The organism is Bradyrhizobium sp. NDS-1 (assembly GCF_032918005.1).
GTDB lineage: Bacteria > Pseudomonadota > Alphaproteobacteria > Rhizobiales > Xanthobacteraceae > Bradyrhizobium > Bradyrhizobium tunisiense.
Window position 1 is genome coordinate 1747634 of the sequence record NZ_CP136628.1, and the last position, 19367, is coordinate 1767000.

The following is a 19367-nucleotide window of genomic DNA, read 5'->3' on the forward strand; positions in this document are numbered from 1 at the left end:
CGGTGGCATTGGGATTGGGTGCAAGGGCCGCCGGATCGAAGGCAAGACGGAAGGGAAGCGAGGCTCCGTGAATATTGCATCGGCCAGGCAATCGGCGTCGGGCGCATCGATCCGCATCAGTCGCTTGGAGAAGCGCTTCGGTGCCGTGTCCGCCGTCGATGGCGTCGATATCGATGTTGCTGCCGGTGAGTTCATCGCCTTGCTCGGACCAAGCGGCTCCGGAAAGACGACGATCCTGATGAGTGTTGCAGGATTCGAATTCCCGACCAGCGGCACCATTCACGTCGATTCCGAAGACCTGACCTATGTTCCTTCGAACAGGCGTAACCTGGGAATGGTGTTCCAGAATTATACGCTGTTCCCGCACATGTCGATCCTGGACAATGTCGCCTTTCCCTTGAAGATGCGCGGTCTCCGGACAGCTGAGCGCCACGCGCGCGCCGAAGCCGCGCTCGCGACCGTGCGTCTGGCGGGCTATGGCCACCGCCGTCCGAATGAGCTTTCAGGCGGTCAGCAGCAGCGTGTGGCGCTCGCGCGTGCGATCGTCTACCAACCGCGCGTGCTCTTGATGGACGAGCCGCTAAGTGCGCTCGACAAGAATTTGCGCGAAGACATGCAACTCGAGATCAAGCGATTGCATGCCGAACTCGGCATCACCGTCATCTTCGTCACTCACGACCAGAGCGAGGCGCTGACTATGGCCGATCGGATCGCTGTCCTGAGAGACGGCAAGATCCAGCAGATCGGGCCGGCGCGCCAGCTTTACGAAAGGCCCGCGAATCTCTTTACCGCCGGCTTCATCGGCGAAATGAATTTCGTCGACGTCGCCGTCCAAAGCGTCGGCGACGACATCTCCGTGGCCCTGCCATCGGGTGAGACATGGCGCCTGCCGGCGACGGCGGCAGTCGAGCCGGTTGCGGCCGGCGAGGCAGCGGTGCTGGCCGTGAGGCCCGAGCGGCTGCAACTCGGCGCCAGTCCCGCCGGGCAAGTCATCGCTGTAACGTTAAGCGACGTCGTCTATGCCGGGGCCGCCCTGCTTCTGATAGGACGTCTGCCTGATGGCACCGAGATGCGCGCGCGAATCCCCGGCGCCTCGCAGTTCAGCTCCTTGGCCGCGGGTGACGTTGCGTCCTTCACGATCCCTACCGAGGCGATGCTGCTCTACCGGGGAAAGCGGCGATGAGGGAGGAGCGATCGCATTTCTGGCATTCCGACGGCCGCCGGCTGAGCGGCCTGTCGACGCTGTTGCTGCTCCTTCCGTTCTTCGCCATCATCGCCTTCGTCTTCGTCTATCCGATCCTGCAGCTCCTGGCGATCAGCATTCTCGAGCCGCATCCGACCTTGGACAACTATGCGCGCGTCGTCGACAATCCGGTTCACATGCGCGTCCTGATGCGCACGGTCTGGACCGCTACGCTGGTGACCGCCTTGTCCGTGATCCTCGGCTTCCCGGTGGCCTATTACATGAGCCGGGCAAAGGGGACGGTCGCCGCCCTTGTCGCTGTCTGTGTCATCCTGCCGCTCTGGTCGAGCGTCCTGGTGCGCACCGCCGCCTGGTCATTCCTGTTCCAGCGCAACGGTCTGATCAATTCGGCTTTCATGTCTCTCGGTCTGACGTCACAGCCGTTCAAGCTGCTGTATACCCAGAGCGCCGTCGTCATCGCCATGACCCACGTGCTCTTGCCGTTCATGATCCTGCCGATCTACGGCGCATTGCGCAGTATTCCGAGCGACTACGGGCGTGCGGCCGCCGTGCTCGGCGCAACGCGCCTGCGGACCTTTCTGGAAGTGATCCTCCCCTTGAGCCTGCCGGGCGTCGTCTCCGGTTCGCTACTCGTGTTCCTTACGGCGCTCGGCTTCTTCATTACGCCCGCGCTGCTCGGCTCGCCGCAGGAGATGATGATCTCGACGCTCGTCTCGAAGCAGATTCGTGAGATTCTCGATTGGCCCTTCGCTGCGGCGCTGGTCGGAGTGCTGACCGTATTCGTCACGTTGCTGGCGGTCATTTTCAGCAAGATGCTCCGTTTCGACCGGCTGATGGGGAATGCCTCATGAGACCGCCGACCGACCGCGGATCGCTCGCGCTGGGAGCCTATGTCTATGCCGTGCTGGCCTTCATCATCGTGCCGTTGGTCATCGTCATTCCAATGTCGTTCAGCCAGAACGACTATCTGGCATTTCCGCCGTCCGGCTTTACGCTGAAATGGTACGCGGAGTATTTTGACAGCAGGCAATGGCGTGCCGCGACCTGGCTCAGCGTACAGGTAGCATTGCTGACCTCTCTCTTCGCGTCGGTCATCGGCACGGCCGCGACCTATGCAATGATCCGCGGCCGCAGCCGGTTGGTAACGGCTTTCCAGATCCTCCTGATCGGGCCGATCATTGTGCCGCATATCGCGCTCGCCGTCGGGCTCTATCTGTTTTTTCAGACGATCGGTCTCTCCGGCACCATTCCCGGCTTCGTGCTGGCGCATACGGTGCTTACCTTGCCGTTCGTCGTTTTCACGATGGCTGCCGCCCTGGGAAAGGTTGATGCCAATCTGGAGGCGGCGGCCATGAGCTGCGGCGCGACACGCTTTCAAGCCTTCCGCCTGGTCACGCTGCCGCTCGTCCTGCCGAGTCTCGCCAGCAGTGCGCTGTTTGCCTTCATCATTTCCTTCGACGAGCCGGTGGTATCGTTCTTTCTGTCCGGCGTGCGCCAGAAGACGCTACCGCGCCGAATGTTCGAGGACATCGAGCAGAACCTGACGCCGGTGATTCCCGCGATCGCGACACTGTTGATCGTCTTGTCCATCTTGATTCTGCTGGGGGCCCATGTCCTCAGATCCCGCAGCGTCACCCGGTAGCGAACCGGGCGAGAAGCCAGAGAGGAGATCGTCGATGCCAAGAACAGGTTGGATGTGGAGCTCGGCAGCTGTCGTGTTTGCTTGGGTTCTTTGTGGAGCGCTGTCGGCAGCCGCCCAAAAGCTGGAAGACCAGTTGGTGATTGCCACGACCGGCGGCCTGATGGGCAACACCCTCGCGAAATATTTCTACGATCCCTTCAACAAGGCCAAGAATGTCGAGATCGTCCCGGTCGCAATCGAGGTCCCCGATCAGTGGGCGCGCGCCAAGGCGATGCAGCGAACCGGCAAGGTGGAATTCGATATCGTCACGGCAACGGGTCCCGACCTGGTCGGACGCACCGACATGCTCGAGAAGATCGACTGTGCGAAACTGCCGAGCGTCCAGAAGTTCGGTGTCTCCGACGCCTGTCAGCCCTACGGTGTCGCCCGGACGACCGGCGGCATGCTGATCACCTACAATACCGAAACGTTCAAGGGCAAGGCGCCGAAGACATGGGCGGATTTTTGGGACGTCAAGCAGTTTCCCGGGCCGCGAGGGCTGCCGGACACCGGCGACAGCGATTGGTGGGTTCCGGTAGCTGCGCTCCTCGCCGACGGCGTCAAGCCGGAGCAGCTCTTCCCGCTGGACATCAATCGTGCCTACAAGAAGCTGGACGAGATCCGTCCCAATGTCGCGGTGTGGTGGAAGACAGGCGACCAGGTGCAGCAGATCATGCGCAGCCGCGAGGTCGTCATGGCCATGAGCTACTCGGGCCGCGCGCTCGCCGTCGTGAAGGAGGGCGTACCGGTTGCCATGTCCTGGGATCAGGCCATCCGCGACACCGGCTACATGGCTGTCCTCAAGGGCGCGCCTGATCTCAATGCAGCCATGGCCTATCTCGATTTCTTCTATGCGAGCTCCGACGCGCATGTTCCGTTCATGCGCGCTGTCAACTATGCGACCGCCAGCAAGTCGGCCATCGAGCTGTTGAAGCCGGAGGAGCGCAATCTCTACGCGACCTCGCCCGAGAACTACGAAAAGCTGGTCAAGCCCGATTTCGCCTGGATCGGCGAACATCGTAACGCGCTGCGTGAGCGGTGGATGGCTTGGCTGACCCGCTAAGCCGCACTGGCTTCTCCCGCCATTCGCACTTGCAAGACGAGGATGGACCATGGATCACACCAGTGACCCCGGCGCGCTGCGCTACGTGATCGATCCTCGAAGGCTCGATCTCGTCGAGGAGTTCCGCGCAAGTCCGCTCGGCGTGCATAGCCCGGAACTTCGCAAGCTGTTGGCCCGGATGCGATGGGGCAAGCCGGAAGGGCGGCTTGTCCTGATCGTGCTCGAGCCTGGCAAAGCCTGGCGGCTGTCGCGCATCCCCAAGCGTCGAGGCGATCCGATGCCTTTCGTCGATGATCGCGTCTTCACGTCTCTTGTTGAAGCGGAGTGGCATGTCTTCAAGCTGCGTTGGCAGGAAATGACGGGAACGACTTTGCCTTCGGAGATGTCCGGTGATCTATAGGACCAACGAGTATCTCGGCTATCCGGACCGCATCAGCGTCCCGGCAGGGGAAGCCGTCAGGTTTCAGCTCAGCAGCAAGCGGCCGAGCGTGAAGGTCGAGGTGCTCAGGCTGCGCTGCGGCGATGTCGATACCAACGGCCCAGGCTTCAAATATGAGGTCATGACGAGCCCCATTGACGGTGAGCATGCCTGCCTCGACCAACCGATCCGGCCGGGATCCAACGCCGTCGTCGACCACGACGGTGCACTGGTCCCGACCGGCGGGCACTGGTGTTTCGGAGCCTACGTGTATCCGACGCGGATCGCGGACAATGCCAAGGCCGTGTTGGGAAATTGGTGCGAGGGCTCGGCGCGCGGCTATGCGCTAGAGCTCGACGAGGAAGGGTATCTGGTCCTGGTGCTGGGCCAGGCGAGCGGTGCGCCGGCGCGTTATGCCCTCGACGTCAAGCTGCGCCCACGCGTCTGGACATTCGTATCGTGCGCGCTTGACCTTGCGCGGGGATCGGCCTCCTTGTCGCTGATTGTTCCGGCAGACGGCGTTCGGCCGGCCGCTGCCCATTCGAAATCGTTCGCCCTGCCGCAAGCGCCTGCGCTCGATTCCGGCCTGCCGTTCCTGATCGCGGCCCATCATGCGAATGGTGATCGCCAATATACCTCGCACTTCGACGGCAAGATCGAAGCTCCGCGTGTCCTTTCATGTCCGTTGGACGCAGAGGCGTTGCGGGTATTCGACGGCCGGCTGCGGACGGGGGTAAGCGATGCCGGGCTTGTCGCCTTCTGGGACTTCTCGAACGGAATCTCGTCTCTGTCGATCAAGGATATTTCACCGAACGGCCTGCACGGTAGCCTCCGCCAGCTGCCCCGCAGGGGCGTGACCGGCTTTCAATGGTCTGGATCCGTTCACGACTGGCGGCTGTCGCCGCAGGAATATGCGGCGATTCATTTCCACAGCGACGACATCTACGATTGCGAATGGCAGACAACCTGCACGCTCGATGTGCCAGCCCACTGGCGATCCGGCGTCTACGCGCTCCGGCTGACCTCGGCAGGCGACAATCCAGACCGGGACTGCGAAAGCTACGTCACCTTCTTCGTGACGCCCGGCAAGGCGTCCCGGCGGGCGGATCTGGTCGTGGTCGCTTCGATCGCGACATATCTGGCTTATGCCAACAGCGCGTTGCGCCTCTATCAGGTTCACTTCGAGACTCTGATGGAGCACGTTCTGTGGTTGCCGCAAGATGACGTCTTCATGCAGGAGAACCCGGAGATCGGCCAGTCGACCTATGATTGCCATGTCGACGGCTCGGGGCGAGCATACAGCTCTTGGCTGCGGCCGGTCCTCAACATGCGTCCGCGCGGCTATTGGTTCAATTTGATCAACGACACACATATCCTCGACTGGCTCGAGGAGAAGGGGATCGCCTACGATCTGATCACGGATGTCGAGCTTGACCGGGAGGGAGCGCGGGCGCTCGCTCCTTACCGAGTCATGATGACGCCGACCCACCCCGAATATTACAGCTTCAACATGATGAACGCGATCATGGCGTATCAGAACGCCGGAGGGCGGCACATCTCGATGGGAGGCAATGCATTCTACTGGCGCTGCGGCTTTCACCCGGCCGCACCCGCCGCGCTGGAGGTTCGCCGCGGCATGGCAGGAACGCGCACCTGGGAATCGGAGCCCGGCGAAGTGCATCTTGCCGGCACCGGCGAGCCGGGCTCGCTGTGGCGGCATTCGGGCTTTGCGCCGCAAAAGCTGGTCGGCGTCGGGTTCTCGGCCATGATCAACGATACCTGCGGCTATTATCTGCGTACCGCCGAAAGCGAGGATGCGCGCGTCGCGTTTATCTTCGAGGGCACAGGGCGTCACGAAAAGTTCGGTGATTTCGGGTTTCGCTACAATGGTGCGGTCGGCAGCGAGATCGACCGGTACGATCTCGAGCTCGGAACGCCGCCGCATGCGTTGCGGATCGCAACGTCCGAAGGATTGGGTGCGGGCGCGCTGCCCACGCCGGAGGAGTTCCGCACCGTGGTCGACGGACTCGACGGCACGCAGAATGCGCTGGTGCGCGCCGACATGGTGTTCTTCGAGACTGCCCATGGCGGCGCCGTCTTTGCGACCGGATCGATCACCTACGGCATGTCGTTGGGTCACAACAACTACGACAACAACATCAGCACCATCACGTTGAACGTCGTGAATCGGTTTCTCGATCCAAGGCCGTTCATCATGCCTGCCAAAACCTAGACTGCGGCCTCGATTTCGGCCCAACATGCAAGATCGCCATCTCGTCGCCAGAGATGGCTTCTCGAACCAGGGAGGCTGTCATGTCGGACAAGCCTGAGTTTCACCCCCCGGAATTGGGACCGGTCAACGTCGCTCCCCGCCAGGCGCGCCCGATGCATGCGGACGAGCACTGGGCCAGCCAGCCCTGGTATGAGGCTCCGCGTGGCGATCCCTCCGTCGCGGAAGTCTACACCTATACCGATGCGATGTCTTACGACCCGGGAGACGAAGTCGTCTTTCGCTCCTCCGCGACCGCAAAGGCCTGGCGGCTGCAGATCTATCGCGACGGTCTCGAGCCCGAGATGGTGCATGAGGTCGATGCGCTTGACGGCGTGTTCGCGGCCACGCCATCCGATGCCTATCGCAATGGCTGCAACTGGCCCGTCGCTCATCGCTGGACGTTGCCGCCGGATCTGCGCTCGGGCTTCTATCGTGTGGTCTCCTCGTGCGAGCGAGCGAACGGGGCCCGCTTCATCCAGCATCATTTCTTCGTCGTGCGTCCGACGGAGAAAACGCGGCGCGCGAAGATCCTGATGATCCTGCCGACGGGCACCTGGACCGCCTACAACGATTTTGGCGGTGCCAATCATTATTTCGGCGTCGAAGGTCCTGACAGGGACGAGCCGTCGCCGGTTTTGTCGCTGCAGCGGCCATGGACGCGCGGCGTGGTCTGGCTGCCGCCCGGTGCGCCGCGCATCTGCGCCGATCCCGCGCCCGAGATGGGTGACGCGCCACGCTATCAGATGAAGGAGTGGGCGTTCTCCAACGGCTTTGGCCAATATTACGCGGCAGCGGGCTGGGCCCAGTACGACCGGCATTTCGTGCTCTGGGCGCAGAAGGAAGGCTACGCCGTCGACATGATCACCCAGACCGATCTTCACTACAGGCCCGAGCTGCTCGACGCCTACCCTTGCGTCACCATCATCGGCCATGACGAGTACTGGACATGGGAGATGCGCGAGGCGATGGAGCGCTATGTGGAGGGCGGCGGGCGGCTCGCGCGCTTTGGCGCGAATTTCCTGTGGCAGATCCGGCTCGAGGACGATGGCAAGCGCCAAGTCTGCTACAAGTTCAAAGCCGTCCACAAGGATCCGATCGTCGGCACGGACCGCGCGCGCCTGATGACGTCTGCCTGGGAAGATCGCAACGTCCGTTGGCCCGGCGCCTCGACGGTCGGCGTGAACGGTGCGCACGGCCTCTACGCGTCCTGGGGTGGCTTCGCGCCGAACGGCCAACGAGGCTTTACGGTCTATCGCCCCGAACATTGGGCATTTGCCGGCACAGGACTGCACTATGCCGACATCTTCGGCGACAAGCAGCACATCTTCGCCTACGAGGTCGACGGGCTGGACTACACGTTCCGCAACGGTCTTCCTTTTCCGGTGCCGGTCGAAGGGCAGCCCGAGACCATTCAGATCCTGGCGATGGCGCCAGCCGTCCTGGCCGAAGACGAGCCGCAGGGTGAGGGCTTCCGCTACTACGTACGCAGCAGCGACCACGAAGGCCTGGTGGAGTGCATCACCGGCGAGGTTACGCCCGAGGGTCTGGCCCGCTACAAATACGGCTCCGGCATGATGGTGCACATGACCCGCGGCAAGGGCGAGGTGCTGACGGCTGCGACTTGCGAATGGGTGATGGGGCTGAAGCGCGGCGATCCGTTCACGCAGCGGATCACCCGCAACATCCTCGATCGCTTCACTGCGCCCCGTTCCGCGTGAGCAGCTCTCAGCGACGCCTGGATTTCGCGCGGGCTGCCTTGGCAGGTGGTGCAGTGCGCGTCTTCATCGCTTCGATCTCGAGGTCGTCGTCGATGGCCGTCTCGGGAGTCATGAAGCGCGTGCCGCCATGCTTTTCCAGCAACCGGACGAGATTCTGGCCGCCTTCCATCATGTCCGCCTGGATCGACTCGCGAACCTTGTCCGGCCGGCGCTGCCGCAGATTCTTGAGAACGGACAGGTGCTGGTGCTCTTTTGGATAGGTCGGGGGGGCGTGCGGGTAATGGAAATTCAACAAGGGGCCGTTCCGCATCCAGATATCGTCGAGGATGGCGAGCACTTCGGGAAGCCCCGATCCATCATAGAGACCGCGGTGGAATTGCCAGTTGGCGCGAACGGCGTCGGACCATCTGTGCTCCTTCTCCGCGCTGATCAGCTCGCGGTGAGTGGCCTCCATTTTGTCGATGTCGGCTTCCGAGATGCGCGTGGTTGCGTGCTCGGCGGCAAGTCCCTCGAGAAACAGCCTGACGGTCCTGAGCTCGATATACTGCTTGGCCGTCATGTGGGCGACCATGATCGAGCGTCCCGCCTGCATCTCGAGCGCGCGGCCGCGCACGAGCTGCATCAGGGCTTCGCGAATGGGCGTCTCCGACACGCTCATGGTCGCAGCAAGGTCGCGGATCTTGAAGCGATGGCCCGGCCAGAACCGGCCTTCCATCAGCGCCTGGCGCAGATTGTTGTAGACCAGGTTTGTCAGGCTGTCGCGCGCGACCGGGCCCACGCCGCCCTCGCCACGCCTCTGTTCAACGTCAACCATGCTCGGTCCCCGAAAGGTCTGGGCCGTTTCGGCCATCAGCGCCGACCCGGGTTCGAATCCATTTCGTATATAATATAGGATGTCGTTGTCGCGCACTGACCGTCTGCGCTTCTTCTGCGGCAGAGCCCTCAAGCTCGCCGCCTCCCTGAAAATCCAAATTCGTCAGCTCCGGGATCGGCTGCCGCCCACGAGGTCTACGGGGCCTGGGCAGCAACAATTCCCTTGTAGCCGAGATAATAATATATGATATATCAAAACTCGAGGAGAGGAGAAGGCATGCCGGAATTGATCAGGACAAGGGATGCCGCCCTGCGGGCGCGGGCCGAGAAGGTCGTGCCAGGCGGGATGTGGGGACATCTCCACGCGGCCAAGTTGCCGGAGGCGTATCCGCAGTTCTTCAGCCGTGGCGAAGGCGGCGTGCTCTGGGATGTCGACGGTCACCGCTACGTGGACTTCATGTGCAGCTGGGGTCCCAACCTGCTCGGCCACCACCATCCCGAGGTGGAGGAAGCCGCCGAGCGTCAGCGGCGCGACGGCGACTGCCTCAATGGTCCGGCCGAAGTCATGGTCGAGTTGGCCGAGCTTGTCGTCGATATGGTGGGACATGCCGATTGGACGCAGTTTCAGAAGAACGGCACCGATGCGACGACGACGTGCGTCACGATCGCGAGGGCTGCAACAGGTCGACGAAAGATCCTCGTCGCCAAGGGCGCCTATCATGGTGCCGTGCCGTGGTGCTCACCGTCCCTGCTCGGTGTGACCGCGGAGGATCGCGCCCATCTCGCTTACTTCACGTTCAACGACGTCGAGAGCCTCGAGGCGGCGGCCAAGGAGGCGGGTGATGATCTTGCCGGAATTCTGGTTTCGGCGTTCCGCCACGATCTCGGGTTCGACCAGGAACTTCCAACCGTAGAGTTTGCGCGCGCGGCGCGTCGCATCTGTGACAGCAAGGGGGCCGCGCTGCTCATCGACGAAGTTCGCGCCGGCTTCCGCCTGAATGCCGCGGGTAGCTGGGAAGGCCTTGGTGTTCGGCCCGACTTGTCCGCCTGGAGCAAGGCGATCGCCAATGGTCATGCCCTGGCGGCCGTCACCGGAGCCGATTGGCTGCGCCGCGCCGCCAGTCAGGTCTTTGTCACGGGGTCATTCTGGGCCGGCGCCGTCGCCATGGCTGCTGCCGTCGCGACGTTGAAGATCGTGCGCAGGGACGATGTTCCGGCCCGCCTTGCGCAGCTCGGGCAGACGCTGCGTGATGGGCTCGAGACGCGTTCCCGCCAGTTCGGTCTTTCAATCCGTCAGTCGGGGCCTGTGCAAATGCCGACCCTATTGTTTGAAGTGGACCCGGACTATCGGAAAGGTTCGGCCTTTTGCAGCGCGATGCTTGCAAGGGGTGTCTACTTCCATCCCAAGCACAACATGTTCCTTTGCGCCGCCCATACCGAGGCCGACATCGCCGTGGCTCTCGAGGCTGCGGAGCACGGCTTCGCAAGCGTGGCCGCACTTTGATGTCACGGGGCTTTCCGAAGCCGCAACCGTGAGCGCGTTGGGTCTGGTTCTTTGCCTCGTTGCCGATGTTTGTCGCGGTCTTCGCGATCTGGATCAGTATCGGCGCCTTCTGGTCAAAACCTTGCGACCGGTATTGTTACGGGTGCCGGGCCGGATTTCCGAGTGCTAGGGTTCCATTGCGAAGCGACGCTTCCCAAGCCAGCCCCGGGAAGTTCAGGCGCCGCGAAAAGACCTTGGCCCGCCTCCGATCGCTATATTGCCGGGGGCGGGCTTCCTTTCCCGCCAAACTGAACAACTGAAAGGGGCCACCTTTCGGTGACCCCTTGCCGGTTGAAATCGCGTTCGGGATGAAATGCCAGCCCCGGCGATGCCTACGTTAGAGGTACGGAAGGAGGGAGGCGATTCCGGGAAAATACTGTACCTAATACTGTCCTGATGCGAGGCGTGACGCCGGCTTGCCGCCGGCGATGCTATTCGCCGGGATGACAGATCAGTCGGCGCGGATGCTCGGTACCGAGCTCGGACGCCAGGTAGGCAGGCGCCCGGCTCTGCTGAACCAGACGCTCGGCCAGATCGCCGTCGCAGCGCTTGATCTTGGTGACGTAGTCGCACCATTCGTTGGCGCGCGGCTGCCGCAGGCGGGGGTCCTGGTCCGGGCAGGGGCGCTCGTCGACCAGGTACGCGGCCTGTCCGTGCGCGCCGCCGGCCGACATCCAGCAGCAAACCAGAAGTGCGGATAAACAGGAATAGATGCGCATGGCTGTCCCCGGCGGCCCGCGTTCAGCTTCTCCCAAGCCTCGCTCGAACGCAAGCGCGGGGCGCATCGCATCAACACGAAAGAGACGGCGGCTGCGGACCGTGCTAGGGTTCGCTGCCCGCGTGTCATTTGCACTCACCAGCTTTTCTGTCTCTCGGGAGGTTTTTCATGAAACGATTGATTTTACCGGCGGCATTGCTGTCCTTCATCACGGTCTGCGTCACCGGCCCGGCAACCGCCCAGCGGATGCAGGAGATCGTCGCCACCGAGACGATCGAGCTTCGCGCCGAGCAGGCCCGCACCTTCACCCTGGATCAGCCCGTGACCAGGTTCTCGCTCTCCGTCGAGGACATCGCGCAGGTCATTCCCGAAACCGATCGCGTCTTCACGATCCGCGGCCTGAAGGCCGGGCGCGTGTTGATGTCGGCCTATGCCGCCGATGGTCAGGTGGTCCACCGCTCCAACATCATCGTGGACCAGACCCAGGGGCTGGTGAAGATCTACCGGGCCGACGCCAAGGACTATGTCGGCTATTTCTGCACCAGCCGCTCCTGCGGCCGCGCTGACCCCGATGCCAAGCCGCTGCCTTACGGGGCAACAGCGGAGAACCAGCAGCGCGGCGAGCCCTCCGGCCCCAGCGCCGGGCTGCCGCGGGAATCTCGCTGAGCAAGAGGGGGTGAGGTCGGCCATGGCGCCTCACGCCTAGCGGGTTGGCGCCTGCGGCCACTGCCTTCGGAAATTCGGATCGGGCCTGGTCGTCCTCAACCAGCCGTCGGCGGTCATTTGTCGCGGTTGGTGACGGCGACGGCGCGCCGTGCTCTGCCACTCATTTCGTCAAATCCGCGGGTGATTGCCCGTCGATGATGCAGTTCGGTGCTTCCGAATGGGCATCGATCGCCTCGTCGCCCGGGAAAAAGTTCCTCACCGTAGTCGCCCGGGCGCCCCGAGTAAGGTTAAGAAAGGATTACCAGGTGACAACTTTGCCGGGAAATAGTAGCAATTTCTCAGTTGGCTCAATTTTGCCTGCCAACGGTAACGGTCAGTTCATCTTTAGTAAGAGGGATTTTCTCCTATGTTGAAATATTACATCAAGACCACCGAAGCCCTGAAGCAGCTGCGCAAGGACCAGGACGGCGTCGTGTCGTTCGAGTACATCATCGTCGCCGCGGCTGTGATCACCGTCGTGATCACCTTCTTCGCCGGCACCGGCAGCACCAGCCTCAATACCGCGTTGACCGCTGCGGTCGCCAAGATCACGACCGCTATCGCTCTTCCTCTCTAAACTTCAGATGGGAGGGGGCAGACAAGCCGTCATCCTCCTCCCACTGCTTATTATTCGCGAGCCTGTACTTAAGTTGGGTCGGCTGCACGACCTCGTTTGAAATTTTTCTGCGCAGCGGTTGTCGCTGCTTTCATTCCGTGCTGGTCGGGCCAAACGGGCCGATCCATGCGATGCGCATGATCGGTCAGCGTCTCCAGGACTTCAGAGGTCAACTCGCGAGTCCAAGACGGCGGACATTGATACTATTGCCAGCTTCCCCCTGAGGTGCCCTGAGGCACGAGTTCCATGAGTTGGTTCATTTACATAGTTTCCATTTTGGAAGTCCTGTTGTTGCTCCATGTTGCGACGCTCGATATCGCAACACGAACAATCCGTAATGAAATTTGCCTGGCGCTGGCGCTGCTTGGAATCGTCGCTCAGTTGGCGAGCCCGATGCAGCTCCTGGAGTCGCTGATCGCGGCTGCCATCCTCTTTCTGGTGTTGCTGGTCATCTACATGCGCGGCTGGATGGGCGGCGGCGATGTCAAGCTGCTGGCTGCTCTGGCGGTCGGCCTTCCCGTGAACGGCATCATTCTGATGCTGGTGGTCACTGCGTGGGCTGGCGGCGTTCTCGCCGTGCTGCATGTGACCATGCGTAACCTGCCATATCCGAAGCTCGCTCCCGCCGGATCGTCTTTCGCACGCCGCGTCTACGCGGTCGAGCGTTGGCGCCATTTGCGCCATGCTCCATTGCCTTACGGAGTTGCCATCGCCTGCGGCGGCATCTGGGCCATTTTCAGTCGAGGATTTTGACATGTCATCCGCCTTGCGCATCTCGATCATTATGGTCCTTTTGCTCGCGACCACGGCCCTCGGGCTCATCGCCTACAACATGAACCTGCCGAAGCAGGCCCCCGTGCAAATTGCGGAAAAGGGGCCGGTGGCGCCTGCGACGGTCGGCTACTACGTCGCGGCACGACCGCTGCCGAAGGGGACTTTGGCCCGCCAGGAAGATTTCACGCTTCGCCAGGTGGCGCCGGATCGCGTCCCGACGGGCGCGATCCTCGAAACGCCGGAATCGGCAGCCGGGCTGCCCGGCTCTCTGGTGCGAAAGTTCGTCGAGGCCGGCAGCCCCGTCACATTGCAGGACATCCTGCGTCCGCGGGACCGCGGCTTCCTCGCCAGCGTGCTGGCGCCGGATAGTCGCGCCATCAGCATCAAGGTCGACGAGGAGTCAGGCGTCTCGGGCCTGGTCAGGCCGGGCGATCATGTCGACGTCGTGCTGACCCAGGTGTTCGAGAAGGCGGATCCCGCCCGTCGCGCGATGAGCGAGACCGTCTTGCGCAATGTCCGTGTCATCGCGATCGATCAGGAGATCGTGCAGGGCGGGCGCAGCGTTGCCTCTGTGACAGGGAAGCTGCCGCAGACGGTGTCGCTGGAGCTGACGCAGGAGCAGGTCAAGAAGGTCACGGTCGCCAAGCAGCTCGGTACGCTGTCTCTCGCGGTCCGGGCTGCCATCGACCAGTGGGACAAGGGCGATAGCGGTTCGATCTCGAGTTGCGACGTCTCGCCGGAGCTTGCGCGCCAGAATGCCATGGCGGGGCAGAGGACGGCGGTGGTCGTTCATTCCGGGGGCGAGGTCAAGCAGTACACGGTCCGGAAGCAGGACTCCGAAGGCAGCGACGTCGCCGTGAGCTGCGACGGATCGGAAGCTGCCGCCCGCACCGCAAGCGCAATTGGCTTTGCCGCCAGGCTGCCGGAGAAACGTTGATGAACATGGCCGTGGTCACTCCGCCCCAGGAAACGACGTCCGTCGTGGCGCGCAATCGGATCGTCTGTTTCGTCAACGACGAGATCAGCGCCGGCGCTCTCGGCAAGGGGCTCGAAGGCAGCAATCTCACGATCAAGCATGGCACCATCCGCAATGCCATCAGGATGCTGGAGACGGATACCGATCTGTTCGCCCTCGTCACCGACATCAGCGGCATCGATGATCCCTTTCCGGAGCTGGAGCGCCTCGCCGGCGTCTGCCCGCCGGATGTCCACGTGGCGCTGGTCGGCGACAACAGGGAGATCACGTTTTATCGCCAATTGATGGATCTCGGCCTCACCGAGTATCTGCCCAAGCCGCTGACGCGGGATGTCGTGCTGGATCAGTTGCGCCCGAAGCTGCTGGGTGCCGTGTCGCACGTGCCGGCCGATCGCGGCGGCCATGTGGTCTCCATCTGCGGCGCGCAAGGTGGCGCCGGCGCCACCAGCATCGCCATCAATCTCGCGCTGCAGATCGCCGAGACCACCAAGGCCAAGGTCGCGCTGCTCGATCTGCATCTGCAGGGCGGCGAGACAGCCGTGATGCTCGGCGTCCGGCCCGGCCCGGGCCTGCGGATCGCGCTGGAAAACCCCGCGCGTGCCGACACCCTGTTTCTCGAGCGCGCGGCCATCGAGGTCAACGAGCGGGTGTCGCTGATCTCGGCCGATGAGGAGCTCGACGCGCAGCTCGACATCACCCAGGCGGGGGTGCGGCACGTGCTCGGCCTGCTCCGTCAGCGCTTCAACTACGTCATCGTCGACGTGCCCGTGCCGTTCCCGTCCTCGATGCATTCGGTCATCGAGCTCTCGCGTCACGTCGTGGTGCTGCTGGAAGCCGAGGTGACCGGGCTGCGCAACGCCCATGCGCTCCGCAACGCCGTCACCAACATCGCCGGCAAGGACCGGGTGTTCACGCTGCTCAACCGGGCCGATCGCGCGGGCGGGCTTCCCCGGGCCACCATGGTCAAGGCGCTCGGCGCCGAGCCGGATATGGTGATCCCGGATCTCGGCAAGGGCATGACACAGGCGGTCAATCTCGGCATCCCCGCGCTGAAGCACGTCAGGAAATTGCGGCGCCATCTGGCCCCCATCGTCCGGGAGATCACCGGCATCGGCGCCCAGCGTAAGGGCCGGCTGCGGAGGCTGCTCGGGCTATGAAGAAATTTGGCCGCCGCCCTGACGAGATGCCGGATAGTCTGCCTTCATTGCCGGCAGGCTTGCCTCTGGCGATGCCCGCTGCACCGCCGCCGATCCTGAATCAGTCGCCGCCTCCAGGCGCGCCTGCCGCGACACCCGTCGTGACGGCAAGGCGCGAGGAAAGCGCGATTCATCACCCCGTCATGTCGGCGTCGTTGCGCGAACGCGTCATCGAGCAGATCGATCCCGCGGTCGCGGCGACGGTTTCCCGCGATATCCTGCGGCGGCAGGTCGAGGAAATCATCCACGCCATTGCCAACCAGGACCGGCTCGAACTGTCGGGCCGCGAGCAGATGCTGCTCGCGGACGAGATCGCGGACGACATGACCGGCTATGGCCCGCTCCGTCCGCTCCTGATGGATCAGTCGATCAGCGACATCATGATCAACGGGCCCAGCAACGTCTATGTCGAGCGAAGTGGCAAGCTGGAGCGGCTCGCGGTCCGCTTCCGCGACAATGACCACATCGCCTCGGTGGCGCAGAAGATCGCAGCGCAGGTCGGGCGCCGCGTCGACGAATCCAGCCCGATGGTGGACTGCCGCCTGCCGGACGGCAGCCGCGTCAACATCATCCTGCCGCCGCTCGCGATCCACAGCCCCTGCATCTCGATCCGCAAGTTTCCAAGCCGCCGGCTGGACATGACCGGCATGGTCGAGAACGGCTCGATGACCCCGGCCATCGCGAAGCTGCTGGAGATTGCCGGCCGGTCCCGGCTCAACGTGCTGGTCTCCGGCGGCACCGGCTCCGGCAAGACCACGCTGCTCAACGCCATGAGCCAGTTCATCGATCCCCGCGAGCGCGTCGTCACGATCGAGGACGCGGCGGAATTGCAGCTCCAGCAACCGCATGTGATCAGCCTGGAGACCCGCCCGCCCAGCCTCGAAGGCACCGGGCAAGTGACGCAGCGCGATCTCCTCTGGAATGCCCTGCGCATGCGTCCTGACAGGATCGTGGTCGGCGAGGTGCGCGGCGCCGAGGCCTTCGACATGCTCCAGGCGATGAACACCGGCCATGACGGCTCGATCTCCACCGTGCACGCCAACAGCACCCGCGACGCCCTGACCCGTGTCGAGAACATGGTGCAGATGGGGCAGGTCAATTTGCCCTCGCGCGCGATCCGGGCCCAGATCGTCGCGGCATTGGATCTCATCGTGCAGGTCGAGCGCATGCGCGACGGGCAGCGCCGCATCATCCAGGTCAGCGAGGTGGTCGGCCTGGAAGGCGAGGTGATCACCACCAACGACATCGCGGCCTTCGAGTACAAGGAGGAGGACGTTCACGGGCGGATTTCGGGCGTATACACGAGCACCAATGCGATCCCGAAGTTTAAGAGCCGCCTGGTATATTTCGGGCTGGATCGTGCCTGGGCCGAGGCCATGGGGCAGATATGATCCCTCAATCCGCGATACTCATCGTTCTTGTTCTCCTGTTGTGCGCCACGGTCGCCTCCTTGTGGCTCGACGCACGCGAGAAGCGGTTTGACCGTCAGTTGACGACGGTTCTCAAGTCCACGACCACGGAGAGCCTGCCGACGATCCGCAGGTCCGAGGCCGCGCCTCGTTCTCGATTGATCTACCTCTTGGTCGATTACAGGCCTGAATTGAGCTATTCATTGCATCCGGCTTACGTATTGCTTGCGGCATTTGTCGTCGCGTCCGCGATATTCTACGTTGTCGACCTCTTTGATTATCCCATTTCTTACGGGTCGATCGCAGCCGCGATTGCTGCCGTTGTGGTCAGTCGCGGTCTTTTTGGATGGCAGCGGCGTCGGTTCACCGACCGGCTCTTTCGACAGCTGCCGGACACCATTCAGATCGTAACCAGTACGGTCCGCTCCGGCCTGCCTGTGCAGGAGGCCTTTCGTACCATCGCGCGCGATATGCCGGAGCCGACCGCCGGTCAGTTCGCGATCGTATGCAGCGAACTGGGCACGGGAAGAGCTCCAGACGAAGCGGTTGAAGCGGTCTATCGAAGAACGGGCGTCACGGAATACGGTATCTTCGCGGTGACCCTCGGGGTTCAGTTGAAGTCTGGCGGCAGTTTATCCGAGACATTGCAGACTTTGGGCGAAACCATCAGTCAGCGTGTTGCCCTTGCTGCTCGCGCAAAAGCGCTGGCCGGCGAAGTGATCTTCTCGTCGCGCGCGCTCACCTTCGCGCCCCTCATCATCGGCGGAATTATTTACAAGATTAATCCGCAATCGATCGAGCCGCTCTTCCAGGACCCGATTGGCAACAACATGCTGGCTTACGCGGTCGTCTCGGTGGTTACCGGGCACTTCGTGATCCGATGGTTGATCCGAAGGGAGACGACGCTATGACCGCTGGTCTCGGTTTCGTGTCCCTTGCCATTTTGGCGGCGACTGCAACACTCCTGTTGATCATTCGTGAAATGCACCTGCGGGCATTGAACACTCGGGTGTCGAATGCCGTACGGGGCGTTCCCACGGTGTCGCACGACGTGACGGGTTGGATCTCGTCCATCGGCATGCGGTATCGGCGCTTCCACGCTGAGGAGAACCTGGATCAGCTGCGAGCCGTGTTGAAGTCGACGGGTCTCAACCATCACAAGACTCTGCCGATCTGGCTCGGCATCAAGATCGTCAGCATGGTCCTCTTGCCGGTCGTCATCTTTGTTGGTGCGCTGCTCTCGGGAAGTGAGCAGAAGGATGTTTTCCTCCTGACGCTCGTTGGTCTGGTAGTCGGGATTGTAGGACCCCGGCTCATCTTGTTTGTGCTGAAGCGGCGTTTCGATGCCGCAATCAGACTGGGGACGCCGGATGCGATAGATCTTTTGGTCGTCTGCAGCGAAGCCGGAATGGGGCTCGAGGGGGCTTTGCAGCGCGTGGCCACGGAAATGGGCGAGACAAATCCGGCCATGTCTCGCGTCCTCTACGGGCTTCTGGATGATCTCCGGTTGCTGCCAAATCGTTTCGATGCATTCGAGAAGATGGGGCTTCTATCGGATGGACTTCGCCGCTTCGGCACCATGATCAGCCAGAGCCTCCAATACGGTACGCCATTGAGTCAGGTTTTGCGCAGCATCGCCACGGATCTTCGGCGGGAGCGGATCACCAAGCTTGAGGAACGCGCTCACAAGCTCGGTGCCAAGCTGACCATCCCGATGGTGTTGTTTCTCCTGCCGGCCATGTTCGTCATCCTGGGCGGGGGGCCGCTCTTGAATCTGATCCGTGTGCTGAAGTAGGCGCGGCGCGCGCGCAGGAAGTTGCATGGTGAGGTAGGCATGGGCCGCAAGATTTCGTTCATCCAGGATCAAGGCGGGGCTGTTTCTTTCGAGCTGCCCATTGTCCTTCTTTTCATGCTGATAACCATCTTGTTTCCGCTGGCTGATGTTGCGATCGCTGGCTTCAAGTACCTTTCCGCGCATCAGGCTTTGCGTGATATGGGCCAGTTCACCCAATACAAGCCGCCGAGCGACGTCACGAGTTCATCCGCTGTCAACGACTGGAAAAGCTCACTGCCGTCGTCCGTCGGAGGTTATTCCATCACTGCGGAGGTGTACTGTGATGGCACGCCCGCTCCGTGCGCTTCGGGCGCAACATTGCCCAAATACTACACCTTCACGACAAGCTTCTCATTGTCTCCGATGGTGCTCAGTTCGATGTTGTGCAGCACCTGCACGGTCAAATATTCAGAACGATTTCAGTAGG

The 19367-nt window shown here is 62.5% G+C and carries 18 protein-coding genes and 1 pseudogene; 17 read left to right on the plus strand and 2 right to left on the minus strand.

Features of this window, described 5'->3' with window-relative positions:
• Positions 1-73: 73 nt before the first annotated feature.
• The 7 genes from RX330_RS08245 (at position 74) to RX330_RS08275 (ending at position 8356) form a co-directional block, all read left to right on the plus strand.
• Complete coding sequence (locus RX330_RS08245) at positions 74-1183, plus strand: ABC transporter ATP-binding protein (RefSeq protein ID WP_317243858.1); 1110 nt, start codon at positions 74-76, stop codon at positions 1181-1183.
• On the plus strand, positions 1180-2055 hold the full coding sequence (locus RX330_RS08250) for an ABC transporter permease (protein WP_249153714.1): 876 nt from the start codon (positions 1180-1182) through the stop codon (positions 2053-2055). The genes RX330_RS08245 and RX330_RS08250 overlap by 4 nt, the downstream gene beginning before the upstream one ends.
• Positions 2052-2846, plus strand: coding sequence for an ABC transporter permease (locus RX330_RS08255; RefSeq protein WP_212091865.1), 795 nt, complete (start codon positions 2052-2054; stop codon positions 2844-2846). The genes RX330_RS08250 and RX330_RS08255 overlap by 4 nt, the downstream gene beginning before the upstream one ends.
• Positions 2847-2880: 34 nt before the next feature.
• Positions 2881-3948, plus strand: coding sequence for an extracellular solute-binding protein (locus tag RX330_RS08260; protein WP_375848899.1), 1068 nt, complete (start codon positions 2881-2883; stop codon positions 3946-3948).
• Positions 3949-3997: 49 nt separating this feature from the next.
• A complete protein-coding gene (locus RX330_RS08265) occupies positions 3998-4348 on the plus strand; it encodes a hypothetical protein (RefSeq protein ID WP_212091868.1) in 351 nt (116 codons plus the stop codon).
• Entirely contained in the window at positions 4338-6599 is a 2262-nt protein-coding gene (locus RX330_RS08270) for a N,N-dimethylformamidase beta subunit family domain-containing protein (RefSeq protein WP_317242670.1), read from the plus strand. The genes RX330_RS08265 and RX330_RS08270 overlap by 11 nt, the downstream gene beginning before the upstream one ends.
• 80 nt (positions 6600-6679) lie before the next feature.
• A complete protein-coding gene (locus RX330_RS08275) occupies positions 6680-8356 on the plus strand; it encodes a N,N-dimethylformamidase beta subunit family domain-containing protein (protein ID WP_317242671.1) in 1677 nt (558 codons plus the stop codon).
• A 109-nt stretch (positions 8357-8465) separates the two neighbouring features.
• Here RX330_RS08275 and RX330_RS08280 read toward each other — a convergent pair.
• A pseudogene (locus tag RX330_RS08280) lies at positions 8466-9170 on the minus strand (GntR family transcriptional regulator); the annotation flags it as partial.
• A gap of 276 nt (positions 9171-9446) precedes the next feature.
• On the opposite strand from RX330_RS08280, the gene RX330_RS08285 reads away from it, so the two are divergent.
• The gene (locus tag RX330_RS08285; protein ID WP_317242673.1) at positions 9447-10673 is read left to right on the plus strand and encodes an aminotransferase class III-fold pyridoxal phosphate-dependent enzyme; all 1227 of its coding nucleotides are present in this window, start codon (positions 9447-9449) and stop codon (positions 10671-10673) included.
• A gap of 470 nt (positions 10674-11143) precedes the next feature.
• On the opposite strand, the gene RX330_RS08290 is transcribed toward RX330_RS08285, so the two are convergent.
• Positions 11144-11431, minus strand: coding sequence for a hypothetical protein (locus RX330_RS08290; protein WP_317242674.1), 288 nt, complete (start codon positions 11429-11431; stop codon positions 11144-11146).
• 167 nt (positions 11432-11598) lie between these two features.
• Between RX330_RS08290 and RX330_RS08295 the strand changes: the two genes are divergently transcribed.
• The 9 genes from RX330_RS08295 to RX330_RS08335 all read left to right on the plus strand — a co-directional run bounded on the left by RX330_RS08295 (position 11599) and on the right by RX330_RS08335 (position 19366).
• Positions 11599-12096 carry a pilus assembly protein N-terminal domain-containing protein gene (locus tag RX330_RS08295; RefSeq protein ID WP_317242675.1) on the plus strand — a complete coding sequence of 166 codons (498 nt, stop codon included), beginning with the start codon at positions 11599-11601 and terminating at the stop codon, positions 12094-12096.
• Positions 12097-12502: 406 nt separating this feature from the next.
• Positions 12503-12712 (plus strand): Flp family type IVb pilin, encoded by a 210-nt coding sequence (locus tag RX330_RS08300; RefSeq protein WP_317242676.1) that lies wholly within the window; start codon positions 12503-12505, stop codon positions 12710-12712.
• 285 nt (positions 12713-12997) lie between these two features.
• Positions 12998-13504 carry a prepilin peptidase gene (locus RX330_RS08305; protein ID WP_317242677.1) on the plus strand — a complete coding sequence of 169 codons (507 nt, stop codon included), beginning with the start codon at positions 12998-13000 and terminating at the stop codon, positions 13502-13504.
• A 1-nt stretch (position 13505) separates the two neighbouring features.
• Positions 13506-14462 carry a Flp pilus assembly protein CpaB gene (cpaB, locus tag RX330_RS08310; protein ID WP_317242678.1) on the plus strand — a complete coding sequence of 319 codons (957 nt, stop codon included), beginning with the start codon at positions 13506-13508 and terminating at the stop codon, positions 14460-14462.
• Positions 14462-15658: a CpaE family protein gene (locus tag RX330_RS08315; RefSeq protein ID WP_317242679.1), complete on the plus strand. Its 1197-nt coding sequence runs from the start codon at positions 14462-14464 to the stop codon at positions 15656-15658. The genes cpaB and RX330_RS08315 overlap by 1 nt, the downstream gene beginning before the upstream one ends.
• Positions 15655-17088: a CpaF family protein gene (locus RX330_RS08320; RefSeq protein WP_317242680.1), complete on the plus strand. Its 1434-nt coding sequence runs from the start codon at positions 15655-15657 to the stop codon at positions 17086-17088. The genes RX330_RS08315 and RX330_RS08320 overlap by 4 nt, the downstream gene beginning before the upstream one ends.
• Positions 17085-18017, plus strand: a complete 933-nt coding sequence (locus tag RX330_RS08325) for a type II secretion system F family protein (protein ID WP_317242681.1) — start codon at positions 17085-17087, stop codon at positions 18015-18017. Before RX330_RS08320 ends, RX330_RS08325 begins: the two co-directional genes overlap by 4 nt.
• Positions 18014-18901: a type II secretion system F family protein gene (locus RX330_RS08330; protein ID WP_317242682.1), complete on the plus strand. Its 888-nt coding sequence runs from the start codon at positions 18014-18016 to the stop codon at positions 18899-18901. Before RX330_RS08325 ends, RX330_RS08330 begins: the two co-directional genes overlap by 4 nt.
• Before the next feature lie 39 nt (positions 18902-18940).
• Positions 18941-19366 carry a hypothetical protein gene (locus tag RX330_RS08335; RefSeq protein ID WP_317242683.1) on the plus strand — a complete coding sequence of 142 codons (426 nt, stop codon included), beginning with the start codon at positions 18941-18943 and terminating at the stop codon, positions 19364-19366.
• The last annotated feature ends 1 nt before the right edge of the window (position 19367 follow it).